This window comes from Pseudomonas sp. FSO-7 (genome assembly GCF_059579345.1).
Genome location: NZ_CM184193.1, coordinates 4,487,167 through 4,508,516, shown reverse-complemented (window position 1 = coordinate 4,508,516; position 21,350 = coordinate 4,487,167). Strand labels below are relative to the sequence as shown.

The window sequence follows — 21,350 nt, the reverse complement described above, 5'->3', positions numbered from 1 at the left end:
TCTTGCGATCAACAGGACAAGGTTCGACGTGAAAACAACCGCCAAAAACAACAACCGTACCCCGGCGCGCTGGTTGCCCCTGGCCCTGACCCTGGCGGTCAGCGCCGCCGTGCCCCAGGCGTTCGCCGATCAGGCCGCCACCGCCATTCACATCCAGGCGCAGCCGTTGGGGCAAGCCTTGAGCCAGCTCGGCCAGCAGACCGCGTTGCAAGTGTTCTTCAGCCCCGAGCTGGTGGCGGGCAAACAAGCGCCAGCGGTGGACGGCAACTTGTCCCCGGAAGCGGCCTTGCGCCAACTGCTGCAGGGCAGCGGCCTGCAATACCAGATCGATAAGGGTTCGGTGACCGTGTTGCCGGCACCTTCGGCGTCCAACGCCGGCCCGCTGGAGCTGGGGGCGACTGAAATCCAGGTGGTCGGTGACTGGCTCGGCGATGCCAACGCCGAAGTGGTGCAGAACCACCCTGGTGCGCGTACGGTGATCCGCCGCGAAGCGATGGTGGAGCAGGGCGCCATGAACGTCGGCGATGTGCTGCGGCGCGTGCCGGGTGTGCAGGTGCAAGAGGCCAACGGCACCGGCGGCAGTGACATTTCCCTGAACGTCGGCGTGCGCGGCCTGACCTCGCGCTTGTCGCCACGCTCCACGGTGTTGATCGACGGCGTACCGGCAGCGTTCGCGCCCTACGGCCAGCCGCAATTGTCCATGGCACCGATTTCCTCGGGCAACCTGGACAGCATCGACGTGGTGCGCGGCGCCGGGTCCGTGCGCTACGGGCCGCAGAACGTCGGCGGGGTGATCAACTTCGTGACCCGTGCCATTCCGGAAAAGGCCACCGGCGAAATCGGTACCACCCTGGAAACCTCCCAGCGCGGCGGCTGGAAGCACATCGACACGGCTTTTCTCGGTGGCACCGCCGACAACGGCCTGGGCGTGGCGCTGTTGTATTCGGGCGTCAACGGCAACGGGTATCGCCGGAGCAACAACGGCAACGACATCGACGACGTCATTCTCAAGACTCACTGGGCGCCGACCGATGTCGACGACTTCTCGCTGAATTTCCACTACTACGACGCCAAGGCCGACATGCCCGGTGGCCTGACCCAGGCCCAGTACGACGCGGACCCGTACCAATCCGACCGCGACTGGGACAACTTCAGCGGCCGGCGCAAGGATGTGTCGTTCAAGTGGATCCGCGAGATCAACGAGCGCACCCAGGCCGAAGTGCTGACCTACTATTCCGACAGCTATCGGGGCAGTACCATCGCTTCCCGGGACCAGCGCAACCTGGTGTCCTACCCGCGCACCTATTACACCTTCGGCATCGAGCCCCGGGTGTCCCATGTGTTCGACCTCGGCCCTACCACCCAGGAGGCCAGCGTCGGTTATCGCTACCTCAAGGAAGGCATGCACGAAGAGGCCAGCCGCCTGGCGTTGCGTAATAACGAACCGGTGGTGCGCCCGGGTTCCGATGGCCACGTCTACCAGGACCGTACTGGCGGCACTGAAGCCCACGCGGTGTATATCGATGACAAGATCGATGTTGGCAAATGGACCCTCACCCCGGGGATCCGCTTCGAAAGCATCAGCACCGAATGGCATGACCGCCCGGTGCTCGACACCGCCGGCCGCCCCGTGCAGGAAAAACGCCGCAGCATCGACAGCAACGAACCGCTGCCGGCCCTGAGCGTGATGTATCACCTGTCCGACGCCTGGAAGCTGTTCGCCAACTACGAGACCTCGTTCGGCAGCCTGCAGTACTTTCAGCTCGGCCAGGGCGGCGACGGCAACAACACCGCCAACGGCCTGAGCCCGGAGAAGGCCAAGACCTACGAGATCGGCACGCGTTACAACGATGACGTCTGGGGCGGGGAAGTGACGCTGTTCTACATCGACTTCGACGACGAGCTGCAGTACATCAGCAACGACGTGGGCTGGACCAACATGGGCGCGACCAAGCACCAGGGGTTGGAGGCTTCGGTGCACTACGACATGGCCGCCCTCGACCCACGCCTCGAAGGCCTCACCGCCAACGCCGGTTTCACCTACACCCGCGCGACTTACGAAGGCCAGATCCCGAGCTTCAAGGGCCGTGACCTGCCGTTCTATTCCCGTCAGGTGGCCAACGTGGGCCTGCGCTACAACATCAACCGCTGGACCTACAACCTCGACGCCTTCGCCCAGTCCAAGCAGCGTTCACCGGGCAACAGCGTGAACGCCGATGGCAGTTTCAGCGGCGACTACATCACCGATGGCACCGCCGATGGGCAGTACGGCGACATGCCGGGCTACGTGCTCTGGAACGTGCGCGCCGGCTATGACTTCGGTGCACAGTTGTCGAACCTGAAAGTCGGCGCCGGGGTGAAGAACCTGTTCGATCACCAGTACTACACCCGCTCCAGCGACAACAACTCGGGCATCTATGTGGGTGCACCGCGTACGTTCTTTGTGCAGGCCAGTGTAGGGTTTTGATCGAAGATCAGGCCCTTTGGCTTGGAACACAATGCCAGGGGCTGAAATACCATCCTGTGGCTGAATGACCATCCTGTGGCGAGGGAGCTTGCTCCCGCTCGGCTGCGAAGCAGTCGTAAACCAGTGGATGCGGTGCGCCTGAGGCTCCGCATTCAGCAGGTTTTGGGGCCGCTTCGCGGCCCAGCGGGAGCAAGCTCCCTCGCCACAGGTTTACTGGCTATCCCAGGCTCCCTGTAGGTCTCAGACCTTCAACACTTTCCCACTGGCCGCCACCGCCACCAGCGATAGCGCAATCAGCCCGAAGGCAATGCTCAAGCTGCTGCCATGGGCCACGAAACCAATCAGCGCCGGACCCGCGAGGATACCGGCATAGCCGATGGTGGTAATGGCCGGAACAGCGATGGCCTCTGGCATCAGGGTCTGTTTGCCGACGGCGGTGTACAACACCGGCACGATGTTCGAACACCCGGCGCCCACCAACGCATACCCCAGCAGCGCCGCTTGCCACATCGGTGCGAGCGTTGCCAGCAGGAACCCTGCAGCGGCGATCGACCCGCCATAGATGATCACGCGTTTGGCACCCAGGCGATGCACCACCGAGTCGCCGGTCAGGCGGCCGACGGTCATGGTCAGCGCGAAGGCGGCATAACCCAGCCCGGCATAGGCGGTATCCACCGCGCGCTCGGTGGTCAGGAACACCGCGCTCCAGTCCAGCACCGCGCCTTCGGCCAGGAACACGATGAAGCAGAGGATGCCGATAAACAGCACCACACCATGGGGAATGGCAAACGCCGGTCCCGAGCTTTCGCTGCCGTAGGGCAACAGGTGTGGCGCGGCCTTGAACAACGCCACCAACAGCACCCCATTGACCACCAGCGTCGCCGCCAGCGGCGAAAGGCCCAGGCCGAGCAGGGCGCTCACGCCGGCCGCGCCAATGATCCCGCCGAGGCTGAACATGCCGTGGAAGCCCGACATCATGGTCTTGCCACTGGCCCGCTCGACGATCACCGCTTGCAGGTTCACGGTCGAGTCCACGGTGCCGAGCCCGGCGCCAAACAGGAACAACGCGGCCACCAGCCAAGGCAGGGAGGTCATTGTCGCCAACAACGGCAACGCCAGGCAGATCAGAATCGTGCCGCCGCTGAGCACCCGACGGCAGCCGAACCGCCCCGCCAGTGCGCCGGAAATCGGCATCGCCAGGATCGACCCGACCCCCAGGCATAACAGCAGCAACCCGAGGGTGCCTTCATCCAGGTTCGCCCGCACTTTGGCGTAAGGCACCAGCGGCGCCCAGGCGGCGATGCCGATGCCGGCGATGAGGTAAGCGATGCGGGTGGACATCTGTTCCAGGCGTCCTGGAATAAAGGTGGGCGGGGGCGTGATGGCAGTCATGAAACGTCCTTGGCTTTCGTGCGGTGCGGTGGTGCAGGCAGAGGCCTATGCTTGCATATCCACTGACCGCACCGCGACCCCAAGGTGCCGATCAACGCGCAGGCTTTGCTCCCGCAGCCTGTGCCAGCATAAAGTACCGGCCCTTGCTGGCTGATTTCGGGTCTGGTCCATGACGCAGTTTTATGATGCACGCGGCAATATTTATGGCGTCGTCTCCCCGCGACAGGTGCGTGACCATGGTATTGATCTGCCGCCGTCAGCCGCCCTCGCGGCACAGAGGCGCGAGTCCTGGACCACTGCCGCCGTGCATGCCTTCTGCGGTTGGGCGCCGGGCGAAGCACCGCCGGATGCCAAGGCCCATCGCAGCGACGGCCTGTTGGTCGGCCCGTTCCAGAATGAACCGCCCTTTGACGTTTTGATCGTCAACACCGACGGCACCCTGGCCGAACGCAGCGGCAACGGCTTGACGATTTTCTCCCAGGCGCTGAAAGAGCGAGGCTTGATGCCCAGCGAGGGTGATTGCTTGTTGCAGGTGCACCACGACAATCGCCAGGGCATGTCGCCGCTGCAGACGTCGGTGCGAGCCGCCGAGTTCGAGGGTGTGCAGGGCTTCTGGCTGGACTTGGGCAAACCGCTGTTTGGGCCTCAAGCCGTCGCTGCCCAACGCGTGGAGAGCGTGGTGTTCAATCAGCGCGATGTCAGTCGGGTGGCGGCACTCCACGCATTGAGTCCGGCGTGGGGCAACAGTCAGTTCGTAAACATCGGCAATCCGCATTGCGTGACCCTGACGGAGGCTGCCGAGGCGCTTCCGAGCAACGCGCAAATGCGCGCCTCGGCGTTGTCGCAAAGCCTGACCCGCATCGCTTATGCGGTGCCCGCTGGGGCCGGCATTCCGTGTCCGGCGGGTGTGAATCTGCAATGGGCCTGGCGCGAGACCGAAGGGCGGATCGTTGCCCGGGTGTTCGAGCGGGGCGAGGGGCCCACCGCGTCCTCGGGCACCAGCGCCAGCGCGGTGGCCAGTGCCGCGTGGCGGGTGGGCTGGGTGACGGCGGGGGTGGTGAGGGTGGTGATGCCCGGCGGCACGGCGCCGATTTTACTGGAGGAGGAGACGGGCGAGCTGGCGCGGGTCAGGTTGTTTGGTACGGCGCGGCGAATGACGCCATCGCGAGCAGGCTCGCTCCCACAGTAGATCTTCAGCGGGCACAAAACTCGTGTACGACACAGACCCACTGTGGGAGCGAGCCTGCTCGCGATGACGGCAGTGCATCCAACATCAATGCAACTGACCCACCGCTATCGCGAGCAAGCTCGCTCCCACAGGTGGATGGGGACATCACCCCAACTGCTGCGCAAACTCCACCACCGGCATCTGCCGCTTCATCAACACCTCGCCATTGCGAATCGAGTACAGCGGCAAGCCCTGGCTGCGGATCACTTCGTAGTCGCTGTCCGCCGACAGGATCAGCAGGTTCGCCGGGCGGCCGGGTTCCAGCCCGTAGCGCTCGCCCAGGTTCATGGCCTTGGCGCTGTTGTCGGTGACCAGGTCCAGGGCGCTTTGCAGGTTGCGGTAGCCGAGCATGTGGCAGATGTGCAGCCCGGCTTCCAGCACCCGCAGGATGTTGCCGTTGCCCAGCGGGTACCACGGGTCGACGATGGAGTCCTGGCCGAAACACACGTTCATCCCGGCTTCGAGCAGTTCATTGACCCGGGTGACGCCGCGGCGTTTGGGGAAGGTGTCGAAGCGGCCTTGCAGGTGAATGCTTTCGGTCGGGCAAGAAACAAAACTGATGCCCGAATGCCCGAGCAGCCGAAACAGCTTGGCGCAGTAGGCATTGTCGTAGGAGCCCATGGCCGTGGTGTGGCTGGCGGTGACCCGCGCGCCCATGTCGCGGCTGCGGGCTTCTTCGGCCAGTACTTCCAGGAAGCGCGAGTGCGGGTCATCGGTTTCGTCGCAATGCACATCCACCAGGCAACCGGTGCGCTCGGCCAGGTCCATGAGGAATTTCACCGAGCTGACGCCCTGGTCGCGGGTGTACTCGAAGTGGGGAATGCCGCCCACCACGTCGGCGCCCATGCGGATCGCTTCTTCCATCAGCTCGCGGCCATTGCGGTAGGACTCGATGCCTTCCTGGGGAAACGCGACGATCTGCATGTCGATCAGGTGGCGACTTTCCTCGCGCACTTGCAGCATCGCCTTGAGGGCCGTGAGTTCGGGGTCGGTCACGTCGACATGGGTGCGCACATGCTGGATGCCATGGGCGGCGAGGGCCTGGATGGTTTTCTTGGCGCGGGTGCTGGTGTCTTCCTGGGTGATGGTGGCCTTGCGCTCGCCCCAGCACTCGATGCCTTCGAACAGCGTGCCGCTCATGTTCCAGCGCGGTTCGCCGGCGGTGAGGGTGGCGTCCAGGTGGATGTGCGGTTCGACGAAGGGCGGGACGACCAGGTTGCCGCCCGCGTCGACGTCTTCCGGGCCGAGGCTGGGGGCTTCGGTCTGACGGGCGATGTTGGCGATCAGGCCGTTTTCCAGGTGCAGTTCATGCAAGCCTTCACGGTTGCGCAGGCGGGCGTTGATGATGTGCATCGGGCGAATCCTTTATAGGTCTTGTAGGGGCGCGTCAGCGGTGCGAATACCCATTACGCCGATCAATAGCACATACGTTAGCGCGCCTGCAGCGATTCCTACCAGTGGCGCGACCCACGGCGAATTGAACGCGGCGACCGTGCCGAGCCCATAGGCCAGCAGCCCGGGCCAGTTGAATGCCGGCAACCGCGCTTCGGCCAGGCGTGGATAGCGGCCGCGCCAGCGGAAGAAGAAATCGGCCATGATCACCCCGCCAATGGGTGGGATCACGGTGCCCAGCAGGATCAGGTACGGCACCAGCATGTCGTACATGCCCAGCAGCGCCAGCAACGTGCCGATCACCGCGCCGCAGAGGGTCACGGTCTTGCGTCGGCGGGTGCGCAGCAGGTTGCAACCGGCCACGGCGAAGTTGTAGATGGTGTTGTCCTGGGTACTCCAGATGTTGAGCAGCAGCATCGCCATCGCCGCCATGGCGAAGCCCTGCAGCAGCAACACTTCGACCACGTCCGGTTGTTGATAGACGATGGCCCCGTAGGCGCCGATCAGCACCATCAGGCCGTTGCCCAGGAAGAAGCCGATCAGGCTCGCCAGCACCGCGACCTTCGCCGAGCGGGAGAACCTAGTCCAGTTGGTCGCCTGGGTCGCGCCGCTGACGAAGGTGCCAAACACCAGCGTGATGGCGGTGGACCAATCGAGGCTGCCCGTGGGCACCACCGCCAGCAAGCCTTCGAAGCCGCCGACCTTCACCGTCGCCACCCACATCGACAGCATCAACAGCAACATCATCGCCGGCACGGCGAGGTACGAGAGGATTTCCAACCCGCGATAACCGACATAGGCCGTGGCACAGAACCCCAGGCCGAACAGCACCATCAGCCACAGCACCGTGCCCTGGCCCAATTCGAAGTACTTGCCCAGCACCACCGCGGCCGTCGCCGTGCCCCAGGCGTACCAGCCGATCTGGGTGAACCCCAGGATCAAGTCACTGAGCTTGCTGCCCACCTCGCCGAAACAGAAACGCCCCATCAACACCGAATTGAGCCCGCTCTTGAAGGCGATGTAACCCAGGCCGGCGGCATACAGGCCCAGCAGCAGGTTGCCGATAACGATGACCGTGAGCATCTCGGCAAAACCGAACGCCACGCCCAGCTTGCCACCGGCAAACATCGTCGCGGTGAAGAAGGTGAAACCCAGCAGCACCATGGCCGTGGAGGCCAGGCCCTTGCGGGCGTGCAGCGGGACTTCGCTCAGGGGGTAGTCGTTGCCCGGATCGTTCTGAGTCATGTGGCGGTCCTTGCGGATGAGGGGAATATCGCCAGCGTGCAGCGGCCGTGCCAAGCGAGTGATCGCGAGGTTATTTATAGACAATCCTGGGGATTGGGTAGGCGAAGGGGGCGAAAGCGGTGCGGTGGTGATTCAAGTTGGAACACAGATCCCACTGTCCATGATCCGCCCCCTGTGGGAGCGAGCTTGCTCGCGATGGCGGTGTGTCAGTCGATGTATTCGTAACTGACACACCGCTTTCGCGAGCAAGCCCGCTCCCACAGGGGGATAGGTTTTTTTCAGGAGGAAGGGGGTAATGGCAAGAACCGCAACACCGCCGCGACGACGGCCTCCGGCGCATCTTCCTGGACCAGATGCCCGGCGTTCGGGACAGGGTGGAACTGCGCCCCAGGAATCAGCTTGCACAAGGCCCGGCCGCGCTCGATGGGGATCCACTGGTCATCCTCGCCCCACAGTATCTGGGTCGGGCAGCGCACGTTCGGGTACAGGCCCTCGACCTCGCGGGTGTAACGCTCGTCCATCTGCGCGATCTGCCGGTAGAACGCCGCCTGCCCCGGCTCGCCAAGCCACGGCTGCACGTAGGGCGCCAGTTCCGCGTCGGGGATGTCCCGTTTGATCGCGCCGCGAATGTAGGTCGGCACGATCGCCCGCTGGATGTAGTCGGGCAGGCCGCTGAAGGCCGCTTCATGCTGGCGGACATGCTGTACAAAGGGCGAACCCCAGGGCGACAGCGCCACGGGATCGATCAGGGTCAGGCTGCGGTAATCCTTGCCGTTGAGCAGGTGCGTGCGCAAGGCCGTGGCGCCGCCAAAGTCATGGGCCACCACGTCCGGGCAATCCAGGCGCCAATGCTCCAGCAAGTGTGCGAGCAATAGGTTTTGTACACCGAGGGACACGTCGGCATCGGGTTGCGCGGATTGGCCATACCCCAGCAGGTCGAAGTAATGCACCCGGTGGGTGGCGAAGAACAGCGGGGCGATCCGGTGCCACACGTAGGAAGAGAAGGGCGTGCCGTGGACAAACACCAGCGGCGGGCCATCGCCGTGGATGGCGTAGCGGATGGGGTGTCCGTTGAAGTCGTATGTTTGATCCAACTGCCAGTGGGTCATGCGCGATACTCCCCTGAAAATGGCTCAGGGGACCAAGCATAGGCCAATGCTGGCGGAACTGGAAAACACCCATTGTGGCGAGGGAGCTTGCTCCCGCTGGGGCGCGAAGCGGCCCTGAAACCTGGCGGCGCGGTGTTTCAGGTGGATTGAGTCACCTTTTGGAGGGGGCTGCTTCGCAGCCCAGCGGGAGCAAGCTCCCTCGCCACAGGAAGCTCACTTGCCGCAAGGGGAGTGATTATTCGCCGTGGTAAATGCAACCGCTGGTGCAAGTCTCGTGGATGCGAATGGCACTGAGCTCCGGCAGCAACGGTTTCAACTCATTCCAGATCCACTTGGCCAACACTTCGCTGGTCGGGTTTTCCAGGCCAGGGATGTCGTTGAGGTAATTGTGGTCCAGGCGTTCGTAGAGGGGCTTGAAGATCGCCTTGATCTCGGAGAAGTCGCGAATCCAGCCGGTGTGCGGATCGATATCGCCGCTCAGGTGGATCGCCACCTTGAACGAGTGGCCATGAAGGCGCCCGCACTTGTGGCCTTCCGGCACGTGGGGCAGGCGGTGGGCGGATTCGAAGGTAAATTCTTTGAAGATTTCCACAGGTTCGGGCTCTTTAAGGTAGCGGTCGCGAGGCAGGCGGCGGAGTTTATCAGTTTGATAACGGCGTTGCGCGACCGTGCTGACTAAAGGGTCAGCAAACGCTCGCCCAAGCCACCGTTGGCCGTCAGCTCCAGGAACTCGTCACCGAGCCGGCGGCTCTCGTCCATCGCCGTGCGCCAGTATTTGCGACGACTCGGGTCATCGCCCATGAAGCGCTTGAAATCGTTGCGGTCCGGCAGCTTGCCGTAGGGCAGGCGCGCCAGGTATTCCCGGGACGGTGCCAGCAACAGCACGTCCTGCAGGCGGTCGACGTTGCCTCGGCGCCACGGCAGGCCTTTGTCGAACCAGCCGGGAATGACCCGGTCGGTGAAATGCGGATAGAGCACGATGTCCTCGCCGCTGTACGGCAGGTCGAGGTGGTAGTCCAGCAGACCGCCGTCGCGGAAGGTGCCGGCACCGGCGCCCGGCAGGTCGCGCACGCCTTCCATGACCATCGGGATCGAGCCCGAGGCCAGCAGGGCCTGGCGCAGGTTGCCGGCCGCCAAGGGCACGAAGCGCGACGGGAAGTCATTCAGCGGATGCAGGGGCGGGGCCAGGCGCGGGTCATGGATGATCAACCGTTCGAAATGCCGCGACAGCCGCGCACGACCCCGCAGGTTGTCGGCGATCACCGACGACAATCCCAGGCCCAGCCGGCCGCGATGATCCTGGGCGAGCAGGCCGTGGCTCTTGACCACCATGATGTTGAGCCGGTATCGCGGGTTATCGAGGATCGAAGCGTCGCGGCCGTCGAGCAAGTCATCGAGCATGCGTTGCGAGCTCTGGCTGACGCCAGCCATGGTCACGCCTTTGGCGAAGCTTTGTTCGTTGTACAAGGTGCCCAGGCGCCGGATCCCCTCGGCGGCGTCCGGCAGGCAGGCGCTGGCGAAGCGCCAGGCCCCCACCGAGGCCCCGATCAGCGAGCGCTCCCGGGGCGCGGCGGGCAGCCATTCGCCGAACAGCGCCAGGTCCAGCCCTTGGATGCCCAGGGCCTTGGGGCCACCGGCGGCACCCGGCAGGATGCCGACGTCGGCGGCGTTCAAGCCGGCTTGGCGAATCCGCCCGAACGCACGGGGGCCGGCCTTGAGGGTGAGGGCGGGGAACTTGATGTGGATGGCGGTCATACCGGTCTCGAATGCAAACAAGCGGACAATTATAGCGACACAAAACCTTGTGGGAGCGAGCTTGTTCCGGGCGGCGTTCCGACGATGGCGGTCTGTCAGTTGATATTGATGTGACTGAGCTGGCGCTATCGCGAGCAAGCTCGCTCCCACATTGATGTGGGTTCCATGATGGCGATTCAGTTTCAGTTAAGTTCATCCCGATACAGTCCCCCCGGTGAAAGATTATAAAAAGGAGACAACCCGTGAACCGCCTGACTGCCTTCTTCATCGCGACCCTCATGGCCCTCGGTACGAGCCTGGCTCACGCACGAGACCTCAACAACGACGAAACCCGTACACTGCTAGACGCTGGTACCATCCTGTCCTTTGAAAAACTCGACGCCGCCGCCCTGGCCAAACACCCTGGCGCCACCTTGACCGAGACCGAGTTGGAGGAGGAGTACGGCAAGTACATTTATCAGGTGGACCTGCGCGATAAGAAGGGCATTGAGTGGGACCTGGAATTGGACGCCACCAATGGCGAGGTACTCAAGAATCATCAGGATCTGTAATGAAGCTTAATTTATGCGCCCGCAGCCGATGGGCGTTGGCGCTGCTGGCGTTTTGTTCGCTGGCCATGGCCCGGGACCTGGATCAGGACGAGGCCCTGCAACTGCGCCAGCAGGGTGTGATCCTGCCGCTCGAACAACTGCTGCAAAAAGCGCTGGGCCTGCACCCCGGCGCCAAGTTGCTGGAAGCCGAGTTGGAGGAGAAACACGGCGTCTATATTTATGAGGTCGAGCTGCTGGATACCGACGGCGTCGTGCGCGAACTGGACCTGGAGGCCGCGACCGGCCGCTTACTCAAAGATAAGGAAGACTGATGCGCCTGCTTCTGGTGGAAGATCACGTGCCCCTGGCCGACGAACTGATGGCCGGGCTTGCACGCCAGGGCTACGCCGTCGATTGGCTGGCCGATGGTCGCGACGCGGTGTACCAGGGCAGCAGCGAGCCCTACGACCTGATCATTCTCGACCTCGGCCTGCCGGGCGTGCCGGGGCTCGACGTGCTGGCCCAATGGCGCGCCGGCGGCCTGGCCACGCCGGTGCTGATCCTCACCGCCCGCGGGTCCTGGGCCGAACGTATCGAAGGCCTCAAGGCCGGGGCTGACGATTACCTGACCAAACCTTTTCACCCCGAAGAACTGCACCTGCGGATTCAGGCGCTGCTGCGCCGTTCCCATGGCCAGGTCAACCAGCCGACGCTCAAGGCGGCCGGGCTGCACTTGGATGAAGGGCGGCAATGCGTGGTCCGCGACGGCACCGACATCCAGCTCACGGCCGCCGAATTTCGCCTGTTGCGCTATTTCATGCTGCATCCCGAGCAGATCCTGTCCAAGAGCCATCTCGCTGAACACCTGTACGACGGTGAGACCGAGCGCGACTCCAACGTGCTGGAAGTCCATGTCAATCACCTGCGGCGCAAGTTGGGACGCAGCGTGATCGAAACCCGTCGCGGCCAGGGCTACCTGTTCGGCGGGCAGGCGCAGTGAGATCGATCCAGCGGCGCCTGAGCCTGGGCCTGATCGGTGTGATGGTGGTGGTCGGCCTGATTCTGGCGCAAACCAGTCTGTGGCTGTTCGAGCTGGGCCTGCAGCGTTACCTGGAAGCCGGGCTGCGTAACGACAGCGAGAACCTGCTAGTGGCCCTGGTGCGCGGCCCGCAGGGCTTGCAATTGGATGAGCGCCGCCTGTCGCCGGCCTATCAGCGGCCGTTTTCCGGGCATTATTTCCGCATCGATTTTGCCGACGTGCACTGGCGCTCCCGTTCCCTGTGGGACCAGGAATTGCCCCGGCTCGATCACCCGGGTCTGCACAGCAACCTGCAACTGGGGCCCGAGGGTCAGAAGCTGCTGGTGCTGCGCACCGACTATCGGCGGCTGGGCCAGGCGATTTCCATCAGCGTGGCCCAGGACTACACGCCGGTGCGTGACAGCTTCCGCCGGATGCAACAGATCGGCCTCGGGCTCGGGTTGGCGGGGCTGTTGCTGATTCTGTTGCTGCAACGCATTACCGTGCGTCGTGCCTTGCGTCCGCTGGACCGGGCCCGGGAGCAGATTGCCCAGTTGCAGCGTGGCCAGCGTTCGCAGCTCGACGAACAGGTGCCACGGGAGCTGGAACCGCTGGTGACGCAGATCAACCATCTGTTGGCTCACACCGAAGACAGTCTCAAGCGTTCGCGCAACGCCCTGGGCAACCTCGGCCATGCCTTGAAAACCCCGCTGGCGGTGCTGCAAAGCCTGGCGTCGAACGAGAAGCTCGACCCGTACCCTGAGCTGCGCAAACTGTTGCTCGATCAACTGGAGCAGGTCCGCCAGCGCCTGAACCGCGAACTCAACCGCGCCCGCCTGTCCGGCGATGCCTTGCCCGGTGCGCACCTGGACTGCGACGCCGAACTGCCAGGGTTGCTGGCCACGCTGAACATGATTCACGGCGAACACCTGCACCTGAGCTACGTCGCCCCGCCAGGCCTGCACCTGCCCTGGGACCGTGAAGACTTGCTGGAACTGCTGGGCAACCTGCTGGACAACGCCTGCAAATGGGCCGATGCCGAGGTGCGCCTGACCATGACTGAAACAGCCGAGGGTTTCAGCCTGGCCGTGGAGGACGACGGCCCGGGCATTCCGGCGGACCGTCGCGAGCAGGTGTTCAGTCGGGGTACGCGGCTGGATGAACAGACCGATGGACACGGCCTGGGCCTGGGTATCGTGCGGGACATCGTCGACACCTGGGGCGGGCTGCTGGCGTTGGACGACAGTGAATGGGGTGGTTTGAAGGTGGTGATCGAGTTGCCCCGACGCTGATATCGCACCACCCTTGTGGGAGCGGGTTTGCTCGCGAATGCGGTGGGTCAATGAAAAATTCATGGCTGACACGCCGCATTCGCGAGCAAGCCCGCTCCCACATTGTTTTTATCTGGCTCAAGGTATCGGACTCACCCCAATCCCCTGTGGGAGCGAGCTTGCTCGCGATGGCGTCATTCCAGTCACATCGGCGTCAACTGATAGATTGCTATCGCGAATAAGCTCGCTCCCACAGGGTGTGGTGGACATAGACATTGCAAGTCATTGAAAAGCCGCCCTATGGCCCTTGCAGCTTGCCGCCGCTTGCTGCAAAGTCGCGACCTTTTTGTCCGGTGGCTTTCCATCGCTGTGCTTTGAGGTAACGATGATAAATGCAGTAATTGCCGCGGTTGGCGTCATGCTGGTGCTCAGCCTGTCCCGCGTGCATGTGGTGATCGCGCTGATTATCGGCGCGTTGGTGGGTGGCCTGACGGGCGGCCTGGGGATCGACGCGACGCTCAAGGCGTTCAATGCCGGCCTGGGTGGCGGTGCGACGGTGGCGTTGTCCTACGCCTTGCTCGGTGCCTTCGCCGTGGCGATTGCCAAGTCCGGCATGGCCCACGCCCTGGCGGACAAAGCCCTGGCCCTGGTGGATCGCCAGGACGCCGCCGGCGGCACGGGCGTCAAGTGGGTGCTGATCGGTTTGCTGGGGACGGTCGCGGTCGCTTCCCAAAACATCCTGCCGATCCACATCGCCTTCATCCCGCTGCTGGTACCGCCGCTGCTCTACGTACTGACCAAGCTGCAGTTGGACCGTCGCTTGATCGCCTGCGTCATGACCTTCGGCCTGATCACCCCCTACATGTTTCTGCCGGTAGGCTTCGGCAACATCTTCCTCAATGAAATCCTGCTGGCCAACATCGCCCGCAGCGGCGTGGACGTCAGCGGCATCAACGTCACCCATGCCATGGGCATTCCGGCGCTGGGCATGGTGTTCGGCTTGCTGTTGTCGTTGTTCTCCTACCGCAAGAAACGTGTCTACGACCTGAAGAAAATCGCTCGGGTCGAGCAAGTGGCGGTGCGCTACAACCCGCTGAGCCTGATGGTGGCCGGGGTTGCGGTGGCGGCGGCGTTCGCGATCCAGCTGTTGGTGGACTCGATGATCATCGGCGCCCTGGCCGGTTTCCTGATTTTCTCGCTGTCGGGGGTGGTGCGCTGGCGCGAGACCGACGACCTGTTCACCGAAGGCATGAAAATGATGGCGATGATCGGCTTCATCATGATCGCCGCCTCAGGGTTCGCCGAAGTGATGAAGGCCACCGGTGAAGTCCAGAGCCTGGTGGAAACCTCGGCGGCCTGGATCGGCCACAACAAGGGCATCGGCGCGCTGATGATGTTGCTGGTGGGGCTGCTGGTGACCATGGGCATCGGCTCGTCGTTTTCCACGGTGCCGATCCTGGCGACGATTTTCGTGCCGCTGTGCCTGCAACTGGGCTTCAGCCCGCTGGCGATCGTCTGCATCGTCGGCACCGCCGGCGCCCTGGGCGATGCCGGCTCGCCCGCCTCGGACTCGACCCTGGGCCCGACCTCCGGCCTGAACATCGACGGCCAGCACCACCACATCTGGGACACCGTGGTCCCGACCTTCATCCACTACAACCTGCCGCTGCTGGCGTTTGGTTGGGTGGCGGCGATGGTGTTGTAATCCGAGACCGAGTCGCCTCAATCGCGAGCAAGCTCGCTCCCACAGGGATCGGTGTGGACACAAGTGTTGTGGACGCCACCGGGCCCTGTGGGAGCGAGCTTGCTCGCGATGAGGGCCTTGAATTCAGCGACTCTGCCGACTGATCGTTCACCTTGTCCTACAGTTTTGCCGTGCGATGCCGTTAATACAGCTAACCACGCCATAAAACCAACAAGAGTGAACAGCATGCGCCTGAGCCTGAAGGCTAAAGTCCTGTCCCTTGCGATACTGCCGGTATTGCTGTCCGCCGTGATCATCAGCCTGACCACGGCTTTCATCTTGAAGGAACAAGCGAGCAAAGAGGTCCAACAGACCCGCGAGCGCCTGCTCAGCGAGGCCAAGGCCACGCTGCAGAACTACGTGGCGGTGGGCCTGACCGCGATCAAGCCGCTCTACGATGCTGCCGCGCCTGGCGATAACGAGGCGCGCGCCCAGGCGATCAAGCTGCTGTCGAATATCACCTATGGCAAGGACGGTTATTTCTTCGGCTACGATTCCGAGACCATTCGTCTGTTCAAGGCCAACAGCCCTGATGGCGTGGGCAAGAGTTTCAAGGACAACCGCGACCCGAACGGTGTCTACGTCAACCGTGACCTGGTGAAAGTCGCCAAGGACGGGACGCATTACCTGGAATACAGCTCGCCGCTGCCCGGCAGCAAGGACCTGGTGCCCAAGCTCGGCTACACCGAATACCTGCCCAAGTGGGACCTGGCGGTCGGTAGCTCGGTCAATCTGGATGGCATCGAAGCCCAGGTGGCGCTGGTGGAAGCCAAGGTCCACGATCGCCTGCAAGGCGTGATCTTGAGCATCGTCGGGATCGCTGCGGTGGTGTTGCTGGTGATCGCGGTGGTGGGCCTGGTGCTCGCCAATACGATCCTGCGTCCCCTGCACCTGATGAAGGACAATCTCGACGACATCGCCGCAGGTGAGGGCGACCTGACCCGTCGCCTGGCCATCACCAGCCAGGACGAACTCGGCCAATTGGCCGGTTCGTTCAACCGCTTCGTCGACAAGATCCACGGCCTGGTGCGGCAGATCACCGACATGACGTCGCAACTGACCGGCCTGGTAACGCAAGTTTCCGAGCAGGCCCAGCGCTCCGAGCAGGCCATGGAACGCCAGCGCCACGAAACCGATCAGGTCGCCACGGCGATCAACGAGATGTCCTCGGCCGCCCAGGAAGTCGCCCGCAGTGCCCAGGGCGCCGCCGTCGCGGCCCAGCAGACCGACGAAGAAGGCCAGTCCGCCAAACGCGTGGTGGCCGGCAGCATCCAGCAGATTCATGCGCTGGTGAACGATATTCGCAGCAGTGGCGTGTCCCTGGACAGCCTGCAGCAGGACGTGGCCTCGATTGTCAGTGTGCTCGGGGTAATTCGTTCGATCGCCGAGCAGACCAACCTGCTGGCCCTCAACGCCGCCATCGAGGCCGCGCGTGCCGGCGAGGCGGGGCGTGGGTTCGCGGTGGTGGCCGATGAAGTGCGGGCCCTGGCCAGCCGGACCCAGCAGAGCACCCAGGAAATCCAGGGCATGATCGACCGCCTGCAATCCGGCACCCATGCGGCGGTGGAAGCGATGCGCCGTTCCAGCGAGGCCGGTGATGGCACCTCGGAACGGGCCAACGAGGCGGGTGCCTCCCTCGACACCATGGCGCAGTTGATTGGCACCATCAACTCGATGAACGCCCAGATCGCCAGCGCCGCCGAAGAACAGACCGCGGTGGCCGAGGAAATCAACCGCAGCGTGCATCAGATCGCCGTGGCCGTGGACAGCGTCGCCGACGAAACCCAACTCGGCGCCCAGACCTCCCGCAGCCTGGCCGACCTGGGACAGCGCCTGGGTCAACTGGTGGGGCAGTTCCGGATCTGATCCCGGCGCAGCAGGAGCTGCCGAAGGCTGCGATCTTTCGCTTTCGATCCAGATGTTTTCGCCTGGGCTACCAGGCCCTATCGGAAGCGGAGGATCGCAGCCTTCGGCAGTTTCTGCCGGGCAAGTCGTTCCGCCAACTCAAGTCATACACCATTGTGGCGAGGGAGCTTGCTCCCGCTGGGCCGCGAAGCGGCCCCATTCAACAGGCAACTCAATGGTCCTGCTTCACCAGGGATTATGGGGGCTGCTTCGCAACCCAGCGGGAGCAAGCTCCCTCGCCACGAATGGATTTCAGGCGGGCGCCCCCCGCACATCCCGCATCAACAACCCAAACCGCAAATCCACCGCATCCGGGATCGGCACGTACACCACATGCCCATCCCCCGGTGCCACGTCGATGCCCTGGCCCTTGATGTCCTGCAACTGGTGCAGGTCGAAGTGGAAGTTGCCCTTGGGGGTCATCAGTTCCATGTGATCGCCCAGGCCGAAGCGGTTCTTCACCCGCACTTCGGCCAGGCGTTCGCGCCGTTCGCCGGTCAGTTCGCCGACGAACTGCTGGCGCTCCGAGACGGAGCTGCCGTTCTGGTAATTCTGGTATTCGTCGTGCACGTGGCGCCTCAGAAAACCTTCGGTGTAGCCGCGCTGGGCCAGGGACTCCAGGTCGCTCATCAGGCTGCGGTCGAACTCCCGACCGGCCACCGCGTCATCGATGGCCCGGCGATACACCTGGGTGGTGCGCGCGCAATAGAAGTGCGACTTGGTCCGGCCTTCGATCTTCAACGAATGCACGCCCATGCGCGCCAGGCGCTCGACGTGTTGCACGGCCCGCAGGTCCTTGGCATTCATGATGTAGGTGCCGTGCTCGTCCTCGAAGGCCGGCATGGACGCTTCCGGGCGGTTGGCTTCCTGGAGCAAGAACACTTGGTCGGTGGGCGCGCCGAGGCCCAGGGTCGGTTCGGGCTGATAGCTTTGCACAATGTCGCCCACGGCGTTTTCCACCGCCGGTTGCGCCGAGTACTTCCAGCGGCAGGCATTGGTGCAACTGCCCTGGTTGGCATCACGCTTGTTCATATAACCCGATAGCAAGCAGCGCCCGGAATAAGCCATGCACAGCGCACCGTGGACGAACACTTCCAGCTCCATGGCCGGCACCTGCTCGCGGATCTCGGCGATTTCCTCCAGGGACAGTTCCCGGGACAGGATGATCCGGCTCAGACCCTGCTGCTGCCAGAACTCGACGCTCGCCCAGTTCACCGTGTTGGCCTGCACCGACAGGTGAATCGGCATCTGTGGAAAATGCCGGCGAACCAGCATGATCAACCCCGGGTCGGACATGATCAGCGCGTCCGGCGCCATGGCGATCACCGGTTCGAGGTCTTTGAGGAAAGTCCGCAGCTTGGCGTTGTGAGGGGCAATGTTCACCACCACGTAGAAGCGCTTGCCCATGGCCTGGGCCTCGGCAATGCCCAAGGCCAGGTTCCCGTGGTCGAATTCGTTGTTGCGCACCCGCAGGCTGTAGCGCGGTTGGCCGGCGTACACCGCATCGGCACCGTAGGCGAAGGCATAGCGCATGTTTTTCAGGGTGCCGGCGGGCGCCAGCAGTTCGGGGGCGGCGAAGGTCATGGCGGGGTCAGGTCGCAAAAGTGCCGAGGGTACGCCAGGGCCAGCCAGAACTTATTGACCTGAATCAATGCACGACGCAAACGTGAAGGCACTCCGGCGAGTCCTGGCGGACTAATGTGTATCCCGCCTTTGGACATGGAAAGCTGATGAATCGAAAGTTGCTGCAAAACAAAGCCCAGATGTTGCTCCTGGTGCTGGTCACGGTCGCCTTCATCTGGATTCTGCTGCCGTTTTACGGTGCGGTGTTCTGGGCGGTGATCCTGGGCATCGTCTTTGCGCCGATGCAGCGCCGCCTGCAGTTGAAGTTCGGCTGGCACCGCAATGTCACCTCGCTGGTCACGTTGAGCATTTGTGTGGTCAGCGCGATCTTGCCGGTGATCATCATCAGTACGTTGCTGGTCCAGGAAGGCGCGGCGCTGTACAAGAGCCTGGAAAGCGGCGAGCTGGACATTGCCGATTACCTGGCCCGCTTCAAGGATGCCTTGCCGCCGTACTTCCAGCACCTGCTGGACCGCTTCGGCCTGGGCAACCTGAACGGCTTGCGCGACAAGATCGTCAAGAGCGCGATGCAGGGCAGCGAATTCTTCGCCACGCAGGCCTTCAGTTTCGGCCAGGGCACGTTCCAGTTCCTGGTCAGCTTCTTCGTGATGATCTATCTGCTGTTCTTCTTTCTGCGCGACGGTGCGGAGCTGGTGCGCAAAGTGCGCACGGCCATTCCCTTGGGGGAACATCAAAAACGTCGCCTGCAGTTGAAATTCAATCGGGTGGTGCGGGCCACGGTGAAAGGCAACCTGCTGGTTGCCATCAGCCAAGGTGCGCTGGGTGGGCTGATCTTCTGGATCCTGGGGATTCCGACGGTATTGCCCTGGGCGGTGCTGATGGCGTTCCTGTCGTTATTGCCGGCGGTGGGGGCGGGCCTCGTCTGGGCACCGGTGGCGGTGTACTTCCTGCTCTCGGGGGCGATCTGGCAGGGCGTGGTGCTGACGCTGTTCGGGATATTCGTGATCGGCCTGGTGGACAATTTCCTGCGGCCGATCCTGGTGGGCAAGGACACCAAGATGCCCGACTACATGGTGCTGGTCTCGACACTGGGCGGGCTGGCGGTGTTCGGGCTGAACGGCTTCGTGATCGGGCCGCTGATCGCCGCGCTGTTCATGTCCTGTTGGGCCTTGTTCGTCGAAAGCACGCCGCGTGTGCAGTTGCCCTAGGCACTCAACAGGTAAGGCCCGATGCGTTGCGACAGCGCCTGGGCGGCGGGCAGTGAAGTCAGCGGGCCGCTGATGGTCACGCCGTCCTGCACCAGATACCAGCAGGCCAGCAACCCGCGCTCCCGGAGTGGGGCGGGGACGGCGCTGCCGATGACAGACATGATTTGAACCTTGGGCATGGGAAACCTCCATCAATCGATGGGGTTACCTTACGGCTCAGGAGGAAGGACGGAAAATCAACCGGCTCAATAGTGGGAATCGATGCCGCTCAATCGACGACCAGATCGAGCATGTGCACCACTTCCTGCTCGTTGAGCAGGCCCTTGCGCACCAGGTTTTCCGCCAGCAGGGAAAGGAACTTGGCGCTGCGATGGCCTTCCAGCTGCTTGAGTTCGGTCAGTACGTTGTACACCTTGCTGGAGGTGCACAGGCCGACAATGCGATGGGGGTTTTGTGTAGGCATACCTTCGTCCTTGTTGTTATGAAGCTGTTGTTGGCGGACAGTGCCAGTGTGCGGCCCTGTCATGACGCTCACGTGACAGCTTGGGTTTCGGAAAAAGAAAGCAGGATCCGGACCATATTGCCTTTTTGACGCCGGATTATTGTTCCGGTAGCGACATCGGCCAGGCTTATATGGCCATCCACCTGTTTTTTGCCCACAAAAAAAGCCCCTGGATCTTTCGATTCAGGGGCTTTTTTGTATTGCTGTCTGGCTCCACGACCTGGACTCGAACCAGGGACCCAGTGATTAACAGTCACTTGCTCTACCAACTGAGCTATCGCGGAATGGCGCGTATGTTACTGATTGGAAAAGAGAAGTCAAGCGTCTATTGGCGGACGGCGCATTCCTGATGCCCATTGACGGTCAATCCGCGATTGGCAGTTACCGCAAGGGCGGGAGAGGGCTACCATGGTTGCCCGGAAGTGGCAGGACGCGCTGCCGGCCATTCGCCGACATTGAGGTACGTGCCATGAACCACCTGTTACCGCTTCACACAGCCTGTTGCGCCGAGGTGTGCCTGTGAGCACCGCCCAGATCAGTTTACCCAAGGGCGTGGGGCCTCACGCCGAGAAACTATACGACGCCATCACCCAGGCCAGCACCGCCGAGGAGCTGAACCGCGCCGGCGGCAAGGCCGAAGGTTTTGTCTTGGGGCTGGAAAGCACCAAGGCGATCAAAAGTCAGGTGGCCGAGTCGTTGTATGTCATCTATGACGATGCGGCGAGCCAGCGGGCGACGGAGCTTTAGCCTCGCCGAAAGTGTCGTGCCGGGTGCTTTGTGGTCTTGCTTTTGTGGCGAGGGAGCTTGCTCCCGCTGGGCTGCGAAGCAGCCCCAAAAAATGCTGGGCTAATCAACCTGAAGTACCGAGGTGGCTGGCTTTAGGGCTGCTGCGCAGCCCAGCGGGAGCAAGCTCCCTCGCCACAGGTTCAGGGTGCACCTGTTCTTGCGGGGACACTTCAAAAAAAAACGGGAAGCCTTGGCTTCCCGTTTTTCATGTCGC

The 21,350-nt window shown here is 63.1% G+C and carries 19 protein-coding genes and 1 tRNA gene; 10 read left to right on the top strand and 10 right to left on the bottom strand.

Features of this window, described 5'->3' with window-relative positions; translation table 11 throughout:
* Positions 1 to 28 precede the first annotated feature (28 nt).
* A complete protein-coding gene (locus AC515T_RS19625) occupies positions 29 to 2,467 on the top strand; it encodes a TonB-dependent siderophore receptor (protein WP_496529672.1) in 2,439 nt (812 codons plus the stop codon).
* A gap of 240 nt (positions 2,468 to 2,707) precedes the next feature.
* Here AC515T_RS19625 and AC515T_RS19620 read toward each other — a convergent pair whose 3' ends face one another.
* Positions 2,708 to 3,859, bottom strand: a complete 1,152-nt coding sequence (locus AC515T_RS19620; protein ID WP_496529671.1) for an MFS transporter — start codon at positions 3,857 to 3,859, stop codon at positions 2,708 to 2,710.
* Positions 3,860 to 4,028: 169 nt separating this feature from the next.
* Here AC515T_RS19620 and AC515T_RS19615 point away from each other — a divergent pair, with 169 nt between their 5' ends.
* A complete protein-coding gene (locus AC515T_RS19615; protein ID WP_496529670.1) occupies positions 4,029 to 5,048 on the top strand; it encodes a diaminopimelate epimerase in 1,020 nt (339 codons plus the stop codon).
* Between the two features lie 144 nt (positions 5,049 to 5,192).
* On the opposite strand, the gene codA is transcribed toward AC515T_RS19615, so the two are convergent.
* The 5 genes from codA to AC515T_RS19590 all read right to left on the bottom strand — a co-directional run bounded on the left by codA (position 5,193) and on the right by AC515T_RS19590 (position 10,588).
* On the bottom strand, positions 5,193 to 6,440 hold the full coding sequence (gene codA / locus AC515T_RS19610) for a cytosine deaminase (RefSeq protein ID WP_496529669.1): 1,248 nt from the start codon (positions 6,438 to 6,440) through the stop codon (positions 5,193 to 5,195).
* 12 nt (positions 6,441 to 6,452) lie between these two features.
* Positions 6,453 to 7,724 (bottom strand): cytosine permease, encoded by a 1,272-nt coding sequence (gene codB / locus AC515T_RS19605; protein ID WP_487753679.1) that lies wholly within the window; start codon positions 7,722 to 7,724, stop codon positions 6,453 to 6,455.
* A 278-nt stretch (positions 7,725 to 8,002) separates the two neighbouring features.
* The gene (locus tag AC515T_RS19600; protein ID WP_496529668.1) at positions 8,003 to 8,833 is read right to left on the bottom strand and encodes an alpha/beta fold hydrolase; all 831 of its coding nucleotides are present in this window, start codon (positions 8,831 to 8,833) and stop codon (positions 8,003 to 8,005) included.
* A 235-nt stretch (positions 8,834 to 9,068) separates the two neighbouring features.
* Positions 9,069 to 9,425, bottom strand: coding sequence for a 6-carboxytetrahydropterin synthase QueD (gene queD, locus AC515T_RS19595; RefSeq protein WP_025212792.1), 357 nt, complete (start codon positions 9,423 to 9,425; stop codon positions 9,069 to 9,071).
* A gap of 83 nt (positions 9,426 to 9,508) precedes the next feature.
* Entirely contained in the window at positions 9,509 to 10,588 is a 1,080-nt protein-coding gene (locus AC515T_RS19590) for a patatin-like phospholipase family protein (protein ID WP_496529667.1), read from the bottom strand.
* Between the two features lie 242 nt (positions 10,589 to 10,830).
* Here AC515T_RS19590 and AC515T_RS19585 point away from each other — a divergent pair, with 242 nt between their 5' ends.
* The 6 genes from AC515T_RS19585 to ctpM all read left to right on the top strand — a co-directional run bounded on the left by AC515T_RS19585 (position 10,831) and on the right by ctpM (position 17,017).
* Positions 10,831 to 11,139: a PepSY domain-containing protein gene (locus tag AC515T_RS19585; protein ID WP_496529666.1), complete on the top strand. Its 309-nt coding sequence runs from the start codon at positions 10,831 to 10,833 to the stop codon at positions 11,137 to 11,139.
* Positions 11,139 to 11,450: a PepSY domain-containing protein gene (locus tag AC515T_RS19580; protein ID WP_496529665.1), complete on the top strand. Its 312-nt coding sequence runs from the start codon at positions 11,139 to 11,141 to the stop codon at positions 11,448 to 11,450. The genes AC515T_RS19585 and AC515T_RS19580 overlap by 1 nt, the downstream gene beginning before the upstream one ends.
* Positions 11,450 to 12,118 (top strand): response regulator transcription factor, encoded by a 669-nt coding sequence (locus AC515T_RS19575; protein WP_496529664.1) that lies wholly within the window; start codon positions 11,450 to 11,452, stop codon positions 12,116 to 12,118. Before AC515T_RS19580 ends, AC515T_RS19575 begins: the two co-directional genes overlap by 1 nt.
* Positions 12,115 to 13,428, top strand: a complete 1,314-nt coding sequence (locus AC515T_RS19570) for a sensor histidine kinase (protein ID WP_496529663.1) — start codon at positions 12,115 to 12,117, stop codon at positions 13,426 to 13,428. The genes AC515T_RS19575 and AC515T_RS19570 overlap by 4 nt, the downstream gene beginning before the upstream one ends.
* Positions 13,429 to 13,795: 367 nt before the next feature.
* Positions 13,796 to 15,112, top strand: coding sequence for a Na+/H+ antiporter family protein (locus AC515T_RS19565; protein ID WP_496533165.1), 1,317 nt, complete (start codon positions 13,796 to 13,798; stop codon positions 15,110 to 15,112).
* Between the two features lie 108 nt (positions 15,113 to 15,220).
* Positions 15,221 to 17,017: a methyl-accepting chemotaxis protein CtpM gene (gene ctpM / locus AC515T_RS19560; RefSeq protein WP_496529662.1), complete on the top strand. Its 1,797-nt coding sequence runs from the start codon at positions 15,221 to 15,223 to the stop codon at positions 17,015 to 17,017.
* 291 nt (positions 17,018 to 17,308) lie between these two features.
* On the opposite strand, the gene trhP is transcribed toward ctpM, so the two are convergent.
* Complete coding sequence (gene trhP / locus AC515T_RS19555) at positions 17,309 to 18,640, bottom strand: prephenate-dependent tRNA uridine(34) hydroxylase TrhP (RefSeq protein WP_496529661.1); 1,332 nt, start codon at positions 18,638 to 18,640, stop codon at positions 17,309 to 17,311.
* 146 nt (positions 18,641 to 18,786) lie between these two features.
* Between trhP and AC515T_RS19550 the strand changes: the two genes are divergently transcribed.
* Entirely contained in the window at positions 18,787 to 19,848 is a 1,062-nt protein-coding gene (locus AC515T_RS19550) for an AI-2E family transporter (RefSeq protein ID WP_496529660.1), read from the top strand.
* On the opposite strand, the gene AC515T_RS19545 is transcribed toward AC515T_RS19550, so the two are convergent.
* The 3 genes from AC515T_RS19545 to AC515T_RS19535 all read right to left on the bottom strand — a co-directional run bounded on the left by AC515T_RS19545 (position 19,845) and on the right by AC515T_RS19535 (position 20,634).
* Entirely contained in the window at positions 19,845 to 20,027 is a 183-nt protein-coding gene (locus AC515T_RS19545; RefSeq protein ID WP_496529659.1) for a hypothetical protein, read from the bottom strand. The genes AC515T_RS19550 and AC515T_RS19545 overlap by 4 nt on opposite strands.
* Before the next feature lie 89 nt (positions 20,028 to 20,116).
* A complete protein-coding gene (locus tag AC515T_RS19540) occupies positions 20,117 to 20,311 on the bottom strand; it encodes a hypothetical protein (RefSeq protein ID WP_003203896.1) in 195 nt (64 codons plus the stop codon).
* Between the two features lie 247 nt (positions 20,312 to 20,558).
* Positions 20,559 to 20,634, bottom strand: a tRNA-Asn gene (locus AC515T_RS19535).
* Positions 20,635 to 20,869: 235 nt separating this feature from the next.
* Here AC515T_RS19535 and AC515T_RS19530 point away from each other — a divergent pair.
* Positions 20,870 to 21,097: a hypothetical protein gene (locus AC515T_RS19530; protein WP_018612405.1), complete on the top strand. Its 228-nt coding sequence runs from the start codon at positions 20,870 to 20,872 to the stop codon at positions 21,095 to 21,097.
* Positions 21,098 to 21,350 lie beyond the last annotated feature (253 nt).

Excerpts from the sequence above, each read along its gene's own strand:
- AC515T_RS19575 (WP_496529664.1), top strand. The coding sequence starts at position 11,450 with ATGCGCCTGCTTCTGGTGGAAGATCACGTGCCCCTGGCCGACGAACTG.
- codA (WP_496529669.1), bottom strand. The coding sequence starts at position 6,440 with ATGCACATCATCAACGCCCGCCTGCGCAACCGTGAAGGCTTGCATGAA.
- AC515T_RS19540 (WP_003203896.1), bottom strand. The coding sequence starts at position 20,311 with ATGCCTACACAAAACCCCCATCGCATTGTCGGCCTGTGCACCTCCAGC.
- AC515T_RS19580 (WP_496529665.1), top strand. The coding sequence starts at position 11,139 with ATGAAGCTTAATTTATGCGCCCGCAGCCGATGGGCGTTGGCGCTGCTG.
- AC515T_RS19620 (WP_496529671.1), bottom strand. The coding sequence starts at position 3,859 with ATGACTGCCATCACGCCCCCGCCCACCTTTATTCCAGGACGCCTGGAA.
- AC515T_RS19545 (WP_496529659.1), bottom strand. The coding sequence starts at position 20,027 with ATGCCCAAGGTTCAAATCATGTCTGTCATCGGCAGCGCCGTCCCCGCC.
- AC515T_RS19600 (WP_496529668.1), bottom strand. The coding sequence starts at position 8,833 with ATGACCCACTGGCAGTTGGATCAAACATACGACTTCAACGGACACCCC.
- codB (WP_487753679.1), bottom strand. The coding sequence starts at position 7,724 with ATGACTCAGAACGATCCGGGCAACGACTACCCCCTGAGCGAAGTCCCG.
- ctpM (WP_496529662.1), top strand. The coding sequence starts at position 15,221 with ATGAGGGCCTTGAATTCAGCGACTCTGCCGACTGATCGTTCACCTTGT.
- trhP (WP_496529661.1), bottom strand. The coding sequence starts at position 18,640 with ATGACCTTCGCCGCCCCCGAACTGCTGGCGCCCGCCGGCACCCTGAAA.
- AC515T_RS19550 (WP_496529660.1), top strand. The coding sequence starts at position 18,787 with ATGAATCGAAAGTTGCTGCAAAACAAAGCCCAGATGTTGCTCCTGGTG.
- AC515T_RS19615 (WP_496529670.1), top strand. The coding sequence starts at position 4,029 with ATGACGCAGTTTTATGATGCACGCGGCAATATTTATGGCGTCGTCTCC.
- AC515T_RS19590 (WP_496529667.1), bottom strand. The coding sequence starts at position 10,588 with ATGACCGCCATCCACATCAAGTTCCCCGCCCTCACCCTCAAGGCCGGC.